Origin of the sequence: Imbroritus primus (assembly GCF_964332355.1) — a bacterium.
Taxonomy (GTDB): domain Bacteria; phylum Pseudomonadota; class Gammaproteobacteria; order Burkholderiales; family Burkholderiaceae; genus Imbroritus; species Imbroritus primus.
Genome location: NZ_OZ201293.1, coordinates 2,468,515 through 2,485,638, shown reverse-complemented (window position 1 = coordinate 2,485,638; position 17,124 = coordinate 2,468,515). Strand labels below are relative to the sequence as shown.

The following is a 17,124-nucleotide window of genomic DNA, read 5'->3' as shown; positions in this document are numbered from 1 at the left end:
TCAACGCGGCTGAGGCAGGCCGCCGATGGTCGCGCCCGCAGTAATACCGCGCTCGCGGAACCAGCCCTGCGGCATCTCTAGCGCATAGCGGACGGCTGCGCGCGGGCAGTGGTTCTGTTCCGAGCGCGGTTGCATGTCGGCCAGGTTGACGATGGTACCGTTATCGGCGAGGAAGGCAATTGTCAGCGGCAGCGGCGTGTTCTTCATCCAGAAACAGTGGCCGGCTTTTTCCTCGAAGACGAACAGCATGCCGCTGTTCGGACGTAGCGATTCGCGATGCATCAGGCCTTGTTGGCGCGTGTCCGGCGTATCGGCCAGTTCAGCGTGGATGAGGTGCATGCCGGCGTTGAGCTGCACGACCCGCGTGGGTGGGGCGGCATGCGCCGGTGCCGGCAGGATAGCATTCGCTGCGCAGGCGGCCAGCGCCGCAAAGGTTACCGAGAGGCCGGTAGCGCGAAGTATCTGGCGGAAAGAGAAAACGTGTGGCATGCGGGACTCGCTAAAGGGTGAACAGCCCGGACGGACGACCATGCACCGCATTATGCCGCATGCCCGGACATGCCCGGCCGACGGCAGGCCGGCGCGGGATGTCCTTGGGCGGCGCATGACTGCGCCAGCCCTGCGATGAAGTCAGGTAGCCAGTAAAGGCAGCCTGTTACGACGCCGCTTTTTGCACCTTCTTGTGTGCCTTCTTTGCGTGCTTCTTATGGGGTGCAGCAGCCTTCTTCGTGGCGTGTGTTTCCGACGTCATGGGCTTGGCGGCGGGCGTGGCCGGGGTGGCTGCTGCAGCGGGAGCCGCCGGAGCGGCCTTCATGGCCGGTGCGGGGGTGGCGGGCGTCGCCGGGGTGGCCGGCGTTGCCTGCGCATAGGCGCCTGCCGAGAAAAGGCCAGCAATCAACACAGTCAGCAACTTGTTCATGTCAGATCCTTTGAGGTAAGAGACGCTCACACATGGAGCATCTGCCACCAAGAACGGATAGCGCGCCAGCCCGTTGACAGATTTCTTCCAGAATACGGGTGGTTAGCGATATTTGCGTGTACGCGGCTGTGTGCTACCCACGAGCGCCGGGTCCAGTTCGCACCATGCACCGGGCGCAAGACGCAGCGCCAGCAGGTCGACCGGCCCGATCTGTGTGCGGATCAGGCGCAGGGTCGGGTGCCCAACGGCCGCCGTCATGCGCCGGACCTGCCGGTTCTTGCCTTCGCGGATGACCAGTTCCAGCCATTGGGTGGGGATGGCGGCGCGGTGGCGGATGGGCGGCGTCCGTGGCCAGAGCCACGCCGGTTCGTCTATCGCGCGTACATGTGCAGGCTGCGTCACGAAATCCCCAAGATCCACACCGCGCCGCAGGATCGCCAGCGCTTCCGGCCCCGGTAGATGCTCGACCTGCGCCAGGTAGGTCTTGGGCAGCTTGTGGCGCGGTTCGCTGATGCGCGCCTGCAGTGCCCCATCGTCCGTCAGCAGGACCAGGCCTTCGCTGTCGGCATCGAGGCGGCCGGCCGGGTAAACGGCCGGTACCGGCACATAGTCGGCCAGCGTAGGACGGGACGGATGTGCCGAAAACTGGCACATCACGCCAAACGGTTTGTTGAGCGCGATCAAACGCATGTGAGGGGATCACTGGCAGGATAACAACGGTTGGAATGCACCAGGCTTTCGGGGCTGGCGGGGACGCGGAACGCGCCTGGCGTATGCGAGGCCTGCAGTATCGCCGCCAGCCCCTGGAAAACGCAAATTCGCCAACGATGCGGAATGCAAGAGAGATGGCGAATCATGAAATTTTGCTGCATAATGTGAAATTACTCTTGTGTCTTATATAAGAGTGAGGCGAAAGCGGCCTGCGGATGTTTTAGGAACCCGGCCGCCTCGCTACAATGCATACCTGTCATGCCAATCGCCCGGTCACGAACCGCGGCGATCGTTTAACCCCCGTTCCGCACTGGAGACGTCATGTATCAGCACATCAAGGTACCGGCCGGCGAAAAGATCACGGTCAATCCGGATTTCTCGCTCAATGTTCCCGACAATCCCATCATCCCCTACATCGAGGGTGACGGTACCGGGTTCGACATCACGCCGGTCATGATCAAGGTCGTCGACGCCGCAGTGCAAAAAGCCTACGCTGGCAAGCGCAAGATCAGCTGGATGGAAATCTACGCCGGCGAAAAGTCCACCAAGGTCTACGGTCCGGACGTGTGGCTGCCGGAAGAAACCCTGCAAGTGCTGAAGGACTACGTCGTCTCGATCAAGGGCCCGCTCACGACCCCGGTCGGCGGTGGCATCCGCTCGCTGAACGTGGCCCTGCGCCAGGAACTCGACCTGTACGTCTGCCTGCGCCCCGTGCGTTACTTCAAGGGCGTGCCTTCGCCGGTGCGTGAGCCGGAGAAGACCGACATGGTCATCTTCCGCGAAAACTCGGAAGACATCTACGCCGGCATCGAATGGGAAGCCGAGTCGGAGCAGGCCAAGAAACTGATCAACTTCCTGCAGACCGAAATGGGCGTCAAGAAGATCCGTTTCCCGGGCACCTCGGGCATCGGCGTCAAGCCGGTTTCGAAGGAAGGCACCACCCGTCTCGTGCGCAAGGCCATCCAGTACGCCATCGACAACGACAAGCCGTCGGTGACGCTGGTGCACAAGGGCAACATCATGAAGTTCACCGAAGGTGGTTTCCGTGACTGGGGCTACGAACTGGCCCAGAAGGAGTTCGGCGCCGAGCTGATCGACGGCGGCCCGTGGTGCAAATTCAAGAACCCGAAGACCGGCAAGGACATCATCGTCAAGGACGCCATCGCTGACGCGTTCCTGCAGCAGATCCTGCTGCGTCCGGCCGAATACTCGGTGATCGCCACGCTGAACCTGAACGGCGACTACGTCTCCGACGCCCTGGCCGCACAGGTCGGCGGTATCGGCATCGCCCCGGGCGCCAACCTGTCCGACTCCGTGGCCATGTTCGAAGCCACGCACGGCACGGCACCGAAGTACGCCGGCAAGGACTACGTCAACCCGGGTTCGGAAATCCTCTCGGCCGAAATGATGCTCCGCCACATGGGCTGGACCGAAGCCGCCGACGTCATCATCGCGTCGATGGAAAAGTCGATCCTGTCGAAGAAGGTCACGTATGACTTCGCCCGCCTGCTGGAAGGCGCGACGCAAGTGTCGTGCTCGGGCTTCGGTCAGGTGATGATCGAAAACATGTAAGCTGTTCCAGCATGTTCCGGAGAAATCCGGCGAACCCCGGTGTACACTAAGTGTAGCCGGGGTTTTTTGTTTATTGTGTTCCTAAGCGGGTGAGGGGAATCCGGCGCTAAGTGAGGGGAGATTGACGGGGAATCTTGAAGCTATTCCCCTCATTCCACTCAGTTTTGAGGGGAGTCCTATGCGCCACATCAATTACACGCTTACACCGACCCGGCTGAACAATGCCAAGCCCAAGGAAAAGGCTTACAAGCTGACGGACGGGGGCGGGCTATTTGTGATGGTGATGCCGGGCGGAGCAAAGACCTGGATCTACCAATACACGCTGGATGGCAAGCGGCGGGAAGTCACGATTGGGCGCTACCCCGAGATTGGCGTAGCAGACGCACGCGACCGCCACACCGAGTATCGGGCGATGGTGGAGCGGGGCGAGAACCCGGCTGCGCACAAGCGTATCGACAGGGCTGAGCGCAAGGTGAGGGGAGCACTGAGGGGAAACGAAGGCCAGTTCAAAGAATTTACCCTCAAATGGATAGAGGAACGGCTGGCGGACAAGACTGAGAGCTACCGCAAGCAAATTCGCTCACGGTTGGAGCGGTTCGTGTGGCCCAGTATTGGGCATATGGCGCTGGAGGATGTGAAACCGGCCCATGTGCTGGCGATCATCGAAGCCAGGCGCAGCACGCCAAATACCGCAGAGGGCGTGCGGATCATCATCCAGCAAGCCTATAACTACGCCATTCAAAAGCTGTTGGTGGAGACAAACCCGGCAGCGCCATTATCAGCAGCAGCGGAGCTATCGAGGCTACTGAGCATCCACCGAATAAATGCTAATTGCTTATCCGTAGCGTTCAAGGTAGCTTTTCCATATTCAGGCTCGCTCGCACCCCGTGACGCGGGTCTTTTTTTTTGCGGCTGGTATAGTTGCGGTCCACCGGAACGGGAGCAGTCGACCGATAGTGAGGGGAATCGTGAGGGCAATTCGATTCCTCTAACGACGCTGTGTAGAATTGGCGCGGGTTTCCAGCCAATTTACATAGAATGATCGAATATGTAATACTGCTGCGTCACGTTTCGTGACAAGCTGTGAACCCCGGTAGATCACAGATCTCCGGGGTTTTTTCTTTTCAGGTCGTTTCACGTAGAATCGTGTCATCCCTCACTTAGTAAGAGGGGGTGTTGGGAAATGCGGTTATGGGGTGAGGATGTATTGCCTCAACGTATCCCGGCCGAGGTTATGGCTCCGCGAAAATCATCCTCTTCCAGAATCAGGCCATGACTCAAGATGCCCCTCTTGATCGTCTCTACAAATTCCACTCCATCGCGTGCGGGTGCGCTACTCGACAGTCAGGCGAAGTATGTGAAGCTGGGTGTAGACGACAGCACCTTCTGAACCTAATTGCGAGGCGAGAAATATATTTCTCTAGTCCGGCGAACTTCAACGACCCATTCGACTGCGAAGTCCCATATGCTGCGTTTGAAAATCAAAAGCAAGTGCGCGAGTCATTGAAGAGAATCGGTAAGGCTCAGAGGATCTCGTATAAACGTAGGAAGGCGCTTGATGCAAATGTAGGTCGACTGAATATTGCAAATTTTAGTCGATTGATCTCAGAGAACATGAACCGAGAGTTCAAGAACACAGGGGTTTTTTGTACTTCAAAAGACAACACCCATCCTCTGATGTGGTCGCATTATGCTGACAATCATCGCGGTGTGTGTATTGGCTTCAGCGCGCTGATGCCACCTCTCGCTTTAGCCCAGCCCGTGATTTATTCACCGACGCGACCAGTTCTCAAGTTTGGGAACAATCCAGATGAAATTTCGAAAGCACTCTGTCATAAAGCGGATTTCTGGCAGTATGAGCGAGAATATCGTGTCATTTCTCTCCCTAACGCATCAGGTGATCTCTCAGAGTTTTCGAGAGATCCGAAGTTTGATTTTGAGACCGTTCGTTTTATTCATGAATGCCGTGGTCCTGGGCTTTTTCGGATTCCAAAGGAGGTGATCCAGTCATTATGCTTTGGATGCAAGACGGCCCCGTCCGAAATTGAAGAGGTCTCGAGCATTGCGAAGCTCCATCTTCCTCACATAGAGCTGTGGCGGGCAAAGATGGTGCATGATCGCTACGAGCTACATATTGAGCGCATTGATTAGCTTCAGGAACAAGATGCATGTCAATCATGCTTACTGCTCGCCAGAGAAGATAGCCAGTCGGCTGTTGGTGAGCGGAATCCTGAAGGTAATTCGATTCCTCTAACGACGCTGTGTAGAATTGCCGGAAGTTTCCAGCAAATTTACACAGCATGATCGATACTGCTGCGTCACGTTCCGTGACAAGCTGTGAACCCTGGTAGATCACAGATCTCCGGGGTTTTTTCTTTGATGTGATTTGTCGCTGCATGCCCATGTCGCTGTCCGTTCTTCCCTCATGACCATTACCGCTGCTCTTCTCACCACCGTCATCGCCATCAGCGATGGCGATACGCTTACCGCCCTGACCGCCAATCATCAGCAGCTCAAGGTGCGCATCGCCGCCATCGATGCGCCGGAGCGTCGGCAGCCGTACGGGGCGCGGTCGCGGCAGGCGCTGGCGACGTTGTGTTTCCGGCAGGAGGCGGAGATCCTGGTGTTGTCCCGGGATCGGTATGGCCGCAGCGTGGGCGTGGTGCGCTGCCAGGGTAAGGATGCCGGCAGCAGCCAGCTGGAGGCGGGCATGGCGTGGGTGTATCCGCAATATGCGCGGGACTTCCCGGGGTATCCGGCGCTGCAGGCGGAGGCGCAGGCGAGCCGGCGTGGTCTATGGTCCGCGCCCGATCCGGTTGCGCCATGGGAGTGGCGGCGCGCCCCGCGGGACTGATGCCTGATCCTGACGGGCCAAGCGCGCAGGCTGTGCAGGCGTGCGTTTTATAATACGGTCCTCGCGCGCAGGTGGGCGCGCGGCGCTGGTGGCCGGCATGGTGGCCAGTGCCTTGTTTTTTGGTGATGCATCTCGTGGCATCACTGTCTGGAGAACGATCTTGATCAAGACCCTGTTGACTCTTTTGACGGCGTTGTGTGCCGTTGCGGCCGGCCCGGTGCAGGCCCAGGCGGCGTGGCCGGAAAAGCCGATCCGCCTGATCGTGCCGTTTCCGCCAGGCGGCGGCACGGATATTCTGTCGCGCCTGATCGGTAACGAACTGTCGCAGGCGACCAAGTGGACCCTCGTGCCGGATAACCGTCCGGGTGCGGGCGGCACGATCGGCATCGCCGAGGCGGTGCGTGCCGCGCCGACCGGCTACGACCTGGTGATGGGGCAGAAGGACAACCTCGTGGTTGGTCCGTGGTTGTACAAGTCGGTGAGCTACGATCCCACGCGCGATCTGGTGGCGATTGCGCATGTTGCCTACACGCCAGTGGTGATCGTGACGCGCACGGACTCGCGCTTCAAGACGATGAAGGAAGTGATCGCCGCCGCGCGCAAGGCGCCGGATACGATTACGTATGGTTCGCCCGGCAATGGCACCACGATCCACCTGGCGGCGGAGATCCTCAGCAAGGCGGCGGGCATCAAGTTGCGCCACGTGCCGTACAAGGGATCGAATGCGGCGATGATGGACGCGCTGTCGGGCAACGTCGATCTGCTGGTGGCGTCGGTGCCGTCGGCGCTGGCGCAGATCAAGGCGGGCAAGATGCGCGCGCTGGCGGTGACCTCGGCCAAGCGCAGCACGTCGCTACCCGATGTACCGGCGGTGGCCGAGCTGGGTTACAAGCAGGTGGATGTCAGCACGTGGTACGGCCTGTTTGCCCCGGCCAAGACGCCGCAGGCCATCGTCACGCGCATCAATGGCGAGGTGAACAAGCTGCTGGCCAGTCCGGCGGTCGCCAAAGCGATCCAGGAGCAGGGTGCGGAGCCCAAGGCGATGAAGCCTGAGCAGTTCGCGGCGCTGGTCAAGACCGAATACCACCAGTGGAAGTCGATCGTCGAGCAATCGGGTGCCACGGTGGAGTGAATCGATCCGTACGGTCACACCGGCACGTCGGCGTGACCACGCAGAATAACCCCGGCCGATGCATGGCACCGCCGGGGTTTTTTCATGTCGAGCCAGTCAGTGGAAATCGCGGCTCATGACGGTGATTCTGCCGAGCAGCGGCGACAGGTCGACCAGATACTGCGCCACGAGATGGCGTACATTGTCGTGGCTCTGCCATTTGCCATAGATGCCAACCAGGCCCGCGCCCAGTACTTCCTGACGCTGACGTTCGAGCACTTTCGGCCAGATCACTACATTCACCGAACCGGTCTCGTCCTCGAGCGTCATGAAGATGACGCCCTTGGCGGTCTGCGGGCGCTGGCGCATCGTCACCATGCCGCAGGCCCGGGCCAGCTGCCCATCGCGATAGCCGGCCAGCGTCGCGGCTGTGGCGAAGCGTCGCTGTGTGAGCAAGGGGCGCAGCAGGGCAAGCGGATGACGGCGCAGTGTGAGATGCATCGTGTGGTAATCGTCGATGATCTCATCGGCTTCCGTCGGGGTGGCGAGTTGCGGTGTTTCTTCGCGCAGGTCGGTGACGTGCAGCAGATCGGTATCGGGCATGGCACCGGACGCTTCCCACAGTGCGCTGCGGCGATGGCCGGCCAGCGGTTCCAGCGCATTGCCGGCAGCCAGCACACGCAGGTCGTGGCTGTCGAGCCTGGCGCGGCGCGCGAGATCGCGTGCGTTGTCAAAGGCGCGGACGGCACGTGCAGCGACGATGCGTTCAGCACTGTCCTGCCGCATGCCTTGCAGGCGCGAGAAGCCGAGGCGGACCGCGGGGCGCGAGGTGCCGGCCAGCGGTTCGAGCGTGCTGTCCCAGTCACTGTGGCGGATATCGACACCATGCACGATCACGTCGTGGTGCCTTGCATCCTGGATCAGTTGCGACGGACTATAGAACCCCATCGGCTGGCTGTTGAGCAGGGCGCAGAGAAAGGCCTCCGGCTCATGGCGCTTGATCCAGGCGCTGCTGTAGACCAGCAGGGCAAAGCTGGCAGCGTGGCTCTCCGGGAAACCGTAGTCGCCGAAGCCCTGGATCTGGCGGTAGAGGTTCTCGGCGAATTCTTGCGGATATCCGTTGTTGAGCATGCCCGAGATCAGCCGCTCGCGATGCGGATCCATGCCGCCCTTGCGTTTCCACGCAGCCATGGCGCGGCGCAGCTCGTCGGCTTCGCCCGCCGAGTAGCCGGCCGCCACCATGGCGATCTGCATGGCCTGTTCCTGGAAGATCGGGATGCCCTTGGTGCGCGTCAGGATTTCGGCGATTTCCGGACGCGGGTAAGAGATCGGCTCGAGTCCTTGTCGCCGCAGCAGATACGGATGCACCATGCCGCCCTGGATGGGCCCGGGGCGGACGATGGCCACTTCGATGACCAGATCGTAGAAGCGTTCGGGCCTCAGGCGCGGCAGCATCGTCATCTGCGCGCGCGATTCGATCTGGAACACGCCGATGGTGTCGGCCTTGCTGATCATGGTGTAGGTGGCGGGATCTTCCTTCGGAATATCCTGCATGCCGAACGGCTGGCCACGCCAGACCGAGATGAGATGTAGCGCACGCCGCAAAGCTGTGAGCATGCCCAGCGCGAGCACATCGACCTTGAGCAGGCCGAGTGCTTCGAGATCGTCCTTGTCCCACTGGATCACGCTGCGGTCCGGCATGGCCGCATTCTCGATGGGCACGAGTCGGGAGAGCTGGTCGCGTGCGATGACAAAGCCGCCGGAGTGCTGCGACAGGTGGCGCGGAAACCGTACCAGTTGCGCCGCCATTTGGGCCCAGCGCTGGATCAGTGGGCTGTCGATGTCAAGGCCGCTTTCTGCAAAGCGTTGCAACAGGTCGGTACGGCTGTCGAACCAGTGATGGCTGCGCGCTACGCGGTCGATGATCGAGGCATCCACGCCGAGCGCCTTGCCGGTTTCACGCAAGGCCCCGCGTGGACGGAAAGTGGAGATGGCGGCGGCAAGCGCCGCGCGGTGGCGGCCGTATCTTGTGTAGATGTACTGAATCACCTCTTCACGACGCTGGTGTTCGAAATCGACGTCGATATCCGGTGGTTCGCCACGCTCCTTGGAGAGGAAGCGGCCGAACAGCAGGTTCTCGCGTGACGGATCGACTTCGGTGACACCGAGGCAGTAGCACACGGCGGAGTTGGCGGCCGAGCCGCGGCCCTGGCAGAGAATGTTTTCCTGACGGGCAAACCGCACCAGTTCGTACACCGTCAGGAAGTACGCCTCATATTGCATCTCTTCGATCAGTGCCAGTTCTGCGTCGAGCTGCTTGCGGACCTTCTCAGGGATGCCATCGGGAAAGCGCCGGGCTGCGCCGGCATAGGTTTCCTGGCGCAGGTACTGTGCGGCGGTCATGCCGGCTGGTACATCTTCCTCCGGGTAGCGATAGTGCATGCGGATCTCGTCCATCGAGAACGTGCACAGGTTGGCAATATGCGTCGACTCAGCCATCAGCCGCGCGCTGTAGAGATTGGCCAGCCGCAGGCGCGTGCGCAGATGCTGCTCGGCATTGGCGGCGAGCGCATAGCCGCACTCGGCCACGGGCTTGCCGATGCGCATGGCCGTCATAACATCGAGCAAGGGTTTGCGCGAGCGCGCATGCATCAGCACATCGCCCGTGGCGACCACGCGCAGCCGATGTGCCTGGGCTGCAGCTTCCACCTGGGCGCGATGCAGATCATCGGTAGCGTTTAGCAGTAGTGTCAGTCCGATCCAGGCACGGCCGGGAAAGGTGGCGGACATCCATGCGGCATGGGCCTGCAGCACGTCTTCCGGCGAGGCATGTTCGGGCTGGTAGATCACCAGGCAATCGGGCAGGCCGCGCAGGTGGGCATGGGATGCGGCAGGGCTGTCGAGGTCGCGTGCCGTCAGGTGATACTCGCCTTTCGGCGCACGGCCGCGCGCCAAGGTAATCAGTTCACAGAGATGACCATAGCCTGCGAAATTGCGGGCCAGCACGACGAAGGCGGCGCCGGCTGCGGCGCCATCGCCGCTCAAGCGGAAGCGCGCACCGACCAGCAGCTTGAGCCCGTGTTCCTTGGCGGCGGCGTGGGCACGCACGATGCCGGAAAGCGAGCATTCGTCGGCAATCGCCAGTGCGCTGTAGCCAAGGCGGCTGGCGCGTGCGACCAGCTCGTCGGCATGCGATGCGCCATGCAGAAAAGAAAAGTTCGAACGGCAGACCAGCTCGGCATACGGCGGCAGGGCGGGTGCCGGCGTGGATGTGTTCGATGGAATCGGTGGAGGCAGGACATCCATGGCATTCATCCGAACAGGCCATGCAGATACCAGCGTGCCGGCGCATGGTCCTGGCTGCTGCGGCGTTCACGGTAGATCCAGTAGCACGCGTGGCCGTCATCCATGGCGACGTAGTAGTCGCGCATCACGGTATCGCCATCCCACCAGCCGCTTTCGATGCGCTCGGGCGGCGACACCAGACGCAGGGGCGTGCCGTAGTGCGGCGCATGGCCGTGGACGGCCAGGGGGATTGGCGCATCGAGCAGCCATGCCGGGCGCGGCAAGGCAGGCGCTGTCGTTGAAGGTGCGGCTGGACGTGCGGAACATGGCGCAGGCAGGGTCGCCGGCTCCCAATGATTGGCGCGCTCGGGACGGTGATCCGCTTGCGGCCGGGCGCGCAGCACATGCTCAGGACCGAGGCGGGCGGCCAGCAGTTCGAGCAGCCGCGCATGATCCTGCGCGGTGCCGCCGGGCTCGGGGAACAGCGTCTCGCTGAGCGGCGCGCGGGCTTGGACTTGCGTGACCGAGAGGCCGACGGCAAGGATGGGCGCTGTCAGCACGAGTTTGGCCAGCCGCTCGCGCAGCAGCCGTGTCAGGTGGGCATGCTGCCATGTCGGCTCGGCCAGCGCGATCTCGAGCGCGGTCGGCGCAATGGCCTGCCGGCCGCGTTCGTGCTCGAGGTGCAGGGTGTAATGCGTGACGGCGTACTGGTGCACCTGCAACCACCCGAGCATCTGGGCCAGCAGGCCGTCGGCTGCATGCTGGGCATGTTCGGCGTGGGTCATGCGATCGGGCAATTCGGCGCGGGCATGGAATGTCGGCGGGGCTTCCAGCCAGTCGAGCAGGGCCGGCGTATCGCCATAGGCACGATCGAGTGCGTCCAGCATGGCAGGCCCGCAGCGTCGCCGCAGCCCCGCGCGCGGCAGGTGGCGCAGCGCGCCGAGCGTGCGACAGCCGAGTCCAGCCAGCCATGCCTGTTCCGGCCCGGCTTCGGGCAAGACCCCGATCGGCAGGGTATCCAGCCTGGCGTGGAGTCGCGCCAGTCGCATGGTCCGGCGCGTGCCACGTCCGCCGCGTGCCAGCAGCCAGGCGCCATGCGCGGTCGGGGCGCAGCTCAGTACGGTGCTGCAGCCGAGTTGTTGCGCGGTCTGGCGGACGAGGCGGCACAACACGCGAATGCCACCGAACAGGCGCAGGCTGCCCGAAACCTCCAGCAGCACGGCCTCGTCCAGCGCCGTGGCGACGCATGGCGTGAATTGCAGCAGCGCCATCGCCACGCGTTCGCGCAGTGCTTCCTCCTGCTCGGGCGCACGCGTGTAGAGCAGCGTCCGGGGTGCGACCGCGAGCACGCCGCCGCGACGCATGTGCGGCTGTACGCCCGCCTGGTGTGCAGATGCGGAAGCCACGCAGACCTGTCCGCCATCCAGCACGGCCACAGGTAGCTCAGGACACCAGCGCGGCCGGAAGACTTCCAGCGGCAAGCGGGGCAGGCGCAGGCAGATCCACAGGGGTGACATGGCGGTGACGCAGGATGGGCAGCGGCTGCAGGGCCAGCGACAGCGGCGTGTCGCGTGGCGGCCCGCGCCGCTTGAGAAAATGGATGGCAAGCCCCTGCGCCGTGCTGTCGAGCTGCAGGCGCAGCGGGGCAGGGGAGGCGGTGCGCGCGGCATCGACGGGGCGCATCAGGCAGAACAGGGTCTCGCCCGACTGGGCGGCCAGATGCAGCCGGCGCAACTGGTCGCTGCGCATGCGGGTGTGCCAGAAGAGCAGCGCGCCGCAGGTGCCGGCACGCAGGATCTGTTCGGCGGACCAGCAGGCGTGAGCAGGATGCTGCGGGCGCAGCCACAGCAGCCGTTCCGGGGGCAGTCCCCAGCCGGCCAGGGCCGTGGCATGCGGCAGATGTGGCGGCGCCAGGAAGACGACCGGCCGGCTGGCCGCTGCGAGCAGGGCGGGACGCAACAGGCGCAGTTCGCCGAGCCCGGGGCGGGCCGCCAGCAGCTCGATCAATTGCCCGATGGGCCAGCCCTGGCCGGGCAGCTCCGCCGACAGCGCCGGGTAGCCCGTGTCGAGCGTGCGCACGCTGCCCCGCGCCAGTTGCGAGGCGCGCCACAGCGCCGGGTGCAGCGCTTCGGGGGCGGTCGAAAGGGAAGTCACAAGGGGCAGTTTGGGGACATTAATACTGTATGAATATACAGTATTTCAGGCAGGATCGCCTGTGCCGGCAATATTTTCTTGACGCCTTCGTGGTGGGTGGTCGCGAGGTTTTTCTAGCGTTATATCTTCTTGTATATTACGATGTGCGCATTGCAAGAAGGAGTCTGCATGTCGATCGTACCCCGCAAGCTGCTGGTGTCCCTGGGCTTCATGGTCCTGAGCTGTTCCGTCGCTGCCGCCGAGCTCACCGTGTCGGCTGCCGCCAGCCTGACCAACGCGTTCAAGGACATTGCCCGGCAGTATGAAGCGAAGCATCCACAAACCAAGGTGCTGCTGAACTTTGGTGCGTCGGGTGCGCTGCTGCAGCAGATGGCCAAGGGTGCGCCGGTCGACGTGTTTGCCTCGGCCGACCAGGAAACCATGGATCGGGCCGTAAAGGAAAAACTGGTTGCGGCTGCGGACCGCCGCGATTTCGTGCGCAACGCGCTGGTGCTGATCGTGCCGACGGACAGCAAGCATGCGATGACCAGACTCGAGGACCTGAACCGGCCCGAGGTGCAGAAAGTGGCCATTGGCGTGCCGGCGAGCGTGCCGGTGGGCCGCTATGCCCAGCAGGCGCTGGAAGCCGCCAATCTGTGGACAGCCATGCAGCCCAAGACTGTGAATACGCAGAACGTGCGCCAGTCGCTCGATTACGTGGCGCGTGGCGAAGTGGATGCGGGTTTCGTCTACAACACCGACGCCGCCCTGATGAAGGACAAGGTCAAAGTTGCCTTTACCGTGCCGCTCAAGGCCGTGATCAGCTACCCGATCGCCAAGACAGCCGGTAGCGCCAACGCGCAGGAAGCGGCCCGCTTCATCGACTACGTGATGTCGGCCGATGGCCAGGCCGTGCTGGCCCGCTACGGCTTCCTGAAACCCTGAACCTGCGCGTGCCCTGACGTATGGATGCAACCTGGACGGCGCTGCTGCTCTCGCTGAAAGTGGCCGGCAGCGCCACCGCGATTTCCCTGGTAACCGGCGTGGCACTGGGCTTTCTGCTCGCGCGCGTGCGTTTCCCGGGCCGGGAGTTGCTCGATACCGTCATGACGCTGCCGATGGTGTTGCCGCCCACGGTCCTTGGCTACTATCTGCTGGTCCTGCTGGGTAGCCGCAGCACCTTTGGCATGTGGCTGAACGAAACCTTTGGCATCCGCCTCATCTTCACGTGGCAGGGTGCGGCGATTGCCGCGGCGGTGGTCACGTTTCCGCTGGTGCTCAAGTCGGCGCGCGCGGCGTTCGAAACCGTCGACGCGCAACTGGAGCAGGCGGCCCGCGTGCTCGGCACGGGCGAGCTGGCGATCTTCTGCCGCGTGACCTTGCCGCTTGCCTGGCGCGGCATCATGGCCGGCGTGCTGCTGGCCTTTGCGCGTGCGCTCGGCGAATTCGGCGCGACGCTGATGGTGGCCGGCAGCATTCCGGGCAAGACGCAGACGCTGTCGGTGGCCGTCTATGAAGCCGTGCAGGCCGGGCAGGACGAACTGGCCAATATGCTGGTGCTGGTCACCTCGGCCGTGTGCATCGTGCTGCTGCTCGGCGCGGGCCGTCTGGCGCCGGGGCGGATCGCGCATCAAACCGCGCATTCCTCGTAGGGCGACGCATGCATCTCGATATCGATATCCGCAAGACCCTGCGCTCCGGCAAGCGGACATTCCATCTGGACGTGCGTTTCCGTTCCACTAGCCAGCGCATCGTGCTGCTGGGGGCCTCCGGATCGGGCAAGAGCTTGACGCTCAAGGCGATTGCCGGACTGATGCGCCCCGATGCCGGGCACGTCAGGCTGAATGACACGACATTGTTCGACGCTGCGGCGGGGATCGACCTCAAGCCGCAATTGCGCAACGTGGCTTATGTGTTCCAGGACTACGCCCTGTTTCCGCACCTGAGCGTACGCCAGAACATTGCCTTCGGCCTCAAGCGCGGACTGTTCAATCCGCGTGCCAGTGACCACCGCGATGCGGTGGACTATTGGCTCGCGGCTTTTCAACTCGAGCCGACAGCCCATCAATTGCCAGATGAGCTTTCCGGCGGGCAGCGCCAGCGCGTGGCCCTGGCACGCGCGCTGATTGCCCGCCCCGCCGCGTTGTTGTTGGATGAGCCTTTTGCTGCGCTTGATCCGGAGCTTCGTACCGTGATGCGCGGCGAACTCGACGACCTGCAGCGCCGCCTGCAGGTACCGATGGTGCTCATTACGCATGATCCGGCGGATGCCGAGATTTTTGGCGAGAAAGTGCTGCGCATGCGCGATGGCCGTATTGCCGGTGATGCGACAGGTAGCATCGATCCGGCAGCGATCATTTCGTGTGACTCGCGTTATGCTCTGCCGATGATGACAAGGCACGAGGTCACTGACAGATGACAGCGCAAGACAAACTGGTCGAGCTGCACGGCTCCGTGTGGATGACCGTGGGTGGCGAAAATTTCGGGGGCAGGGGGCGCATCGGCCTGCTCGCGCTGGTGGCGGAAACTGGCTCTATCACGGGTGCGGCCAAGGCCATGAAGATGAGCTACAAGGCCGCCTGGGATGCCATCGACGCCATGAACTCGCTCGCCGGTGAGGCGCTGGTCGAGCGGGTGACTGGCGGTAAGGGCGGCGGTGGCACGGTCCTCACCGCGCGCGGCAAGCAGCTGGTGGAAAACTTTAGGCTGATCGAACAGGAGCACCGTCGCTTCGTGACACAGCTCAGCGGCCAGGCAGCCGGTATTACGGAGGACTACCTGCTTCTCAGGAGAATGAGCATGAAAACCAGTGCGCGCAACCAGTTCTTCGGCAAGGTTGTCACGGTCAAGAGCGGCGCGGTGAATGACGAGATCGAACTCGAGGTGCTGGGCGGCCATCGCCTCATTGCCATCGTCACGTGCGGCAGCACGCAGTCGCTCGGGCTGAAGCCGGGCGTGGAAGCCTTCGCGCTGATCAAGTCGTCGTCCATCATTGTCGTCACCGACGAAGCAGGCGCGCGCTTCTCCGCCCGCAACAAGCTGGCCGGCAAGGTCACCCGCGTGCAGCCGGGCGCCGTGAATACCGAGGTGGTGATCGAGCTGCCGGGCGGCGCGGCAGTCGCTGCCATCATCACCAACGACAGCTGCACCGCGCTCGGCCTCGCCGAGGGCAAGCCGGCTTCGGCCATGTTCAAGGCCTCGAGCGTCATTCTCGGCGTACCTGCCTGAACATCGTGCTGCACGGACGGGCGGGCCTTCGCCGTCCCTGCTTTATCGATACGGGATCGCGCGCCGCCTCATCGTGTCCTGTACTGCTGTCTCCAGAGGCCTCCCGCCCATGTCCTGCTTCTTCCGCTATCCGGAGCGTCGCCGCGCCTCACACAACCTGCGCAATGTGAGCAGGCACGGCTGCCATGGCGCCCTGCAGGACCGTTCCTGTCTTTTTGACTGTCGTTTACCCTAGGAACGGCCCCGGAATTGTTCGTGTGCATCTAATATATTATGAGTATATAAAAAGTAGATGACTACATGTGAGGAGGCAGGGCAATGCAACAGGAACGGAGAAGAGTACTGAGTTGTCTCGGCGCTGGCGCCGCCTGGCTGGCCATTCCGGGGGCGCGGGCCGATGTGTGGCCCGCCAAGCCCGTGAAGCTGATCCTGGGGTACGCGACCGGCGGGGCCACGGATGCCACTGCGCGCATCGTCGGCCGCCGCCTCGAAGCCGCGCTGAAGCAACCGGTCGTCTATGAGTACAAGCCCGGCGCCGGCGCCTCCATCGGCGCAGACTCGGTAGCACGCTCGACCAACGACGGCTACACCATCGGCCTGACCGATACTGGTCCGATGACGATCATGCCGCACCTGCGCACCCTCAATTACGATCCGCTCAAGGACTTCACGCCGCTCTCCTACGTCTGCTCGACGGGGCTGGCGCTGGTGGTCAATCCGAATGTTCCCGCCAAGACGCTCGACGAACTGATCGCATTGCTCAAGAAGGCCAAGCCGGGCGAGTACAACTACGCCAGCTCGGGTGTCGGCTCGGTGCATCATCTGGCCGGCGAAATGTTCAAGCGCAAGGCGGGCGTCACGATGGGCCACGTTCCCTATCGCGGTGCGGGGCCGGCGCTGACCGACCTGATGGGTGGACAGATCCCGATCATGATGGCGACCATCGGCCCGGCACTGCCCCTGATTGCGTCAGGCAAGATGCGTGTGCTCGGCGTGACCTCCGAAAAACGTTCGGCGGCGTTGCCCAATGTACCGACGCTGGCGGAGCAGGGCTTGACGGGTTACGAGGCTTCGCTGCGTTTCACGCTTGTCGCGCCGGCCGGTATTCCCGCGGCGGCAGCTAGCCGCATGCAGGCCGAGCTGCAGAAGATCATGCGCGATCCACAGGTCATTGAAGAACTGGCGAAGCTCGGCAATGACGAGATTGGCCCGCGCACTCCCAAGGAAGTCGCGGACATCACGCGCGACGACCTGAAGAAGTGGGGTACAGTCATCCGCGAATCCAACATCACACTGGAATCATGACGCATA

General features: G+C 62.8%; 16 protein-coding genes. 10 read left to right on the top strand and 6 right to left on the bottom strand.

What is annotated here, in order from left to right; all coding sequences use genetic code 11:
* The 3 genes from ACQ3C8_RS11405 to ACQ3C8_RS11395 form a co-directional block, all read right to left on the bottom strand.
* The gene (locus ACQ3C8_RS11405; protein WP_428851642.1) at positions 1 to 489 is read right to left on the bottom strand and encodes a DUF192 domain-containing protein; all 489 of its coding nucleotides are present in this window, start codon (positions 487 to 489) and stop codon (positions 1 to 3) included.
* 166 nt (positions 490 to 655) lie between these two features.
* Positions 656 to 919: a hypothetical protein gene (locus ACQ3C8_RS11400; protein ID WP_428851641.1), complete on the bottom strand. Its 264-nt coding sequence runs from the start codon at positions 917 to 919 to the stop codon at positions 656 to 658.
* A gap of 102 nt (positions 920 to 1,021) precedes the next feature.
* Positions 1,022 to 1,609, bottom strand: a complete 588-nt coding sequence (locus ACQ3C8_RS11395) for a pseudouridine synthase (RefSeq protein WP_428851640.1) — start codon at positions 1,607 to 1,609, stop codon at positions 1,022 to 1,024.
* Positions 1,610 to 1,951: 342 nt separating this feature from the next.
* On the opposite strand from ACQ3C8_RS11395, the gene icd reads away from it, so the two are divergent.
* From icd to ACQ3C8_RS11370, 5 genes are all read left to right on the top strand, one after another.
* The gene (gene icd, locus ACQ3C8_RS11390) at positions 1,952 to 3,202 is read left to right on the top strand and encodes an NADP-dependent isocitrate dehydrogenase (RefSeq protein WP_428851639.1); all 1,251 of its coding nucleotides are present in this window, start codon (positions 1,952 to 1,954) and stop codon (positions 3,200 to 3,202) included.
* A 178-nt stretch (positions 3,203 to 3,380) separates the two neighbouring features.
* Positions 3,381 to 4,244: a tyrosine-type recombinase/integrase gene (locus ACQ3C8_RS11385; RefSeq protein WP_428851638.1), complete on the top strand. Its 864-nt coding sequence runs from the start codon at positions 3,381 to 3,383 to the stop codon at positions 4,242 to 4,244.
* 572 nt (positions 4,245 to 4,816) lie between these two features.
* On the top strand, positions 4,817 to 5,353 hold the full coding sequence (locus ACQ3C8_RS11380) for a DUF2971 domain-containing protein (RefSeq protein WP_428851637.1): 537 nt from the start codon (positions 4,817 to 4,819) through the stop codon (positions 5,351 to 5,353).
* Between the two features lie 274 nt (positions 5,354 to 5,627).
* A complete protein-coding gene (locus tag ACQ3C8_RS11375) occupies positions 5,628 to 6,056 on the top strand; it encodes a thermonuclease family protein (protein ID WP_428851636.1) in 429 nt (142 codons plus the stop codon).
* Between the two features lie 160 nt (positions 6,057 to 6,216).
* Complete coding sequence (locus tag ACQ3C8_RS11370; protein ID WP_428851635.1) at positions 6,217 to 7,188, top strand: Bug family tripartite tricarboxylate transporter substrate binding protein; 972 nt, start codon at positions 6,217 to 6,219, stop codon at positions 7,186 to 7,188.
* Positions 7,189 to 7,284: 96 nt separating this feature from the next.
* Here ACQ3C8_RS11370 and ACQ3C8_RS11365 read toward each other — a convergent pair whose 3' ends face one another.
* The 3 genes from ACQ3C8_RS11365 to imuA are packed head-to-tail and all read right to left on the bottom strand — an operon-like array spanning position 7,285 to position 12,606.
* A complete protein-coding gene (locus tag ACQ3C8_RS11365) occupies positions 7,285 to 10,473 on the bottom strand; it encodes an error-prone DNA polymerase (RefSeq protein WP_428851634.1) in 3,189 nt (1,062 codons plus the stop codon).
* A 5-nt stretch (positions 10,474 to 10,478) separates the two neighbouring features.
* Positions 10,479 to 11,969, bottom strand: a complete 1,491-nt coding sequence (locus ACQ3C8_RS11360) for a DNA polymerase Y family protein (RefSeq protein WP_428851633.1) — start codon at positions 11,967 to 11,969, stop codon at positions 10,479 to 10,481.
* On the bottom strand, positions 11,896 to 12,606 hold the full coding sequence (gene imuA / locus ACQ3C8_RS11355; protein WP_428851632.1) for a translesion DNA synthesis-associated protein ImuA: 711 nt from the start codon (positions 12,604 to 12,606) through the stop codon (positions 11,896 to 11,898). The genes ACQ3C8_RS11360 and imuA overlap by 74 nt, the downstream gene beginning before the upstream one ends.
* A gap of 168 nt (positions 12,607 to 12,774) precedes the next feature.
* Here imuA and modA point away from each other — a divergent pair, with 168 nt between their 5' ends.
* The 5 genes from modA to ACQ3C8_RS11330 all read left to right on the top strand — a co-directional run bounded on the left by modA (position 12,775) and on the right by ACQ3C8_RS11330 (position 17,118).
* Positions 12,775 to 13,530: a molybdate ABC transporter substrate-binding protein gene (gene modA / locus ACQ3C8_RS11350; protein ID WP_428851631.1), complete on the top strand. Its 756-nt coding sequence runs from the start codon at positions 12,775 to 12,777 to the stop codon at positions 13,528 to 13,530.
* Between the two features lie 20 nt (positions 13,531 to 13,550).
* A complete protein-coding gene (gene modB / locus ACQ3C8_RS11345; protein WP_428851630.1) occupies positions 13,551 to 14,237 on the top strand; it encodes a molybdate ABC transporter permease subunit in 687 nt (228 codons plus the stop codon).
* Between the two features lie 8 nt (positions 14,238 to 14,245).
* Entirely contained in the window at positions 14,246 to 15,004 is a 759-nt protein-coding gene (locus ACQ3C8_RS11340) for an ATP-binding cassette domain-containing protein (protein WP_428851629.1), read from the top strand.
* Complete coding sequence (locus ACQ3C8_RS11335; protein WP_428851628.1) at positions 15,001 to 15,813, top strand: TOBE domain-containing protein; 813 nt, start codon at positions 15,001 to 15,003, stop codon at positions 15,811 to 15,813. The genes ACQ3C8_RS11340 and ACQ3C8_RS11335 overlap by 4 nt, the downstream gene beginning before the upstream one ends.
* A 318-nt stretch (positions 15,814 to 16,131) precedes the next feature.
* Positions 16,132 to 17,118 (top strand): Bug family tripartite tricarboxylate transporter substrate binding protein, encoded by a 987-nt coding sequence (locus tag ACQ3C8_RS11330; RefSeq protein WP_009523326.1) that lies wholly within the window; start codon positions 16,132 to 16,134, stop codon positions 17,116 to 17,118.
* The last annotated feature ends 6 nt before the right edge of the window (positions 17,119 to 17,124 follow it).

Bases quoted from the DNA above. Each gene is read 5' to 3' on its own strand.
- ACQ3C8_RS11385 (WP_428851638.1), top strand. From the start codon at position 3,381: ATGCGCCACATCAATTACACGCTTACACCGACCCGGCTGAACAATGCC.
- icd (WP_428851639.1), top strand. From the start codon at position 1,952: ATGTATCAGCACATCAAGGTACCGGCCGGCGAAAAGATCACGGTCAAT.
- ACQ3C8_RS11330 (WP_009523326.1), top strand. From the start codon at position 16,132: ATGCAACAGGAACGGAGAAGAGTACTGAGTTGTCTCGGCGCTGGCGCC.
- ACQ3C8_RS11335 (WP_428851628.1), top strand. From the start codon at position 15,001: ATGACAGCGCAAGACAAACTGGTCGAGCTGCACGGCTCCGTGTGGATG.
- ACQ3C8_RS11375 (WP_428851636.1), top strand. From the start codon at position 5,628: ATGACCATTACCGCTGCTCTTCTCACCACCGTCATCGCCATCAGCGAT.
- modA (WP_428851631.1), top strand. From the start codon at position 12,775: ATGTCGATCGTACCCCGCAAGCTGCTGGTGTCCCTGGGCTTCATGGTC.
- ACQ3C8_RS11400 (WP_428851641.1), bottom strand. From the start codon at position 919: ATGAACAAGTTGCTGACTGTGTTGATTGCTGGCCTTTTCTCGGCAGGC.
- ACQ3C8_RS11405 (WP_428851642.1), bottom strand. From the start codon at position 489: ATGCCACACGTTTTCTCTTTCCGCCAGATACTTCGCGCTACCGGCCTC.
- ACQ3C8_RS11380 (WP_428851637.1), top strand. From the start codon at position 4,817: ATGAACCGAGAGTTCAAGAACACAGGGGTTTTTTGTACTTCAAAAGAC.
- modB (WP_428851630.1), top strand. From the start codon at position 13,551: ATGGATGCAACCTGGACGGCGCTGCTGCTCTCGCTGAAAGTGGCCGGC.
- ACQ3C8_RS11365 (WP_428851634.1), bottom strand. From the start codon at position 10,473: ATGGATGTCCTGCCTCCACCGATTCCATCGAACACATCCACGCCGGCA.
- ACQ3C8_RS11340 (WP_428851629.1), top strand. From the start codon at position 14,246: ATGCATCTCGATATCGATATCCGCAAGACCCTGCGCTCCGGCAAGCGG.
- ACQ3C8_RS11360 (WP_428851633.1), bottom strand. From the start codon at position 11,969: ATGTCACCCCTGTGGATCTGCCTGCGCCTGCCCCGCTTGCCGCTGGAA.
- ACQ3C8_RS11395 (WP_428851640.1), bottom strand. From the start codon at position 1,609: ATGCGTTTGATCGCGCTCAACAAACCGTTTGGCGTGATGTGCCAGTTT.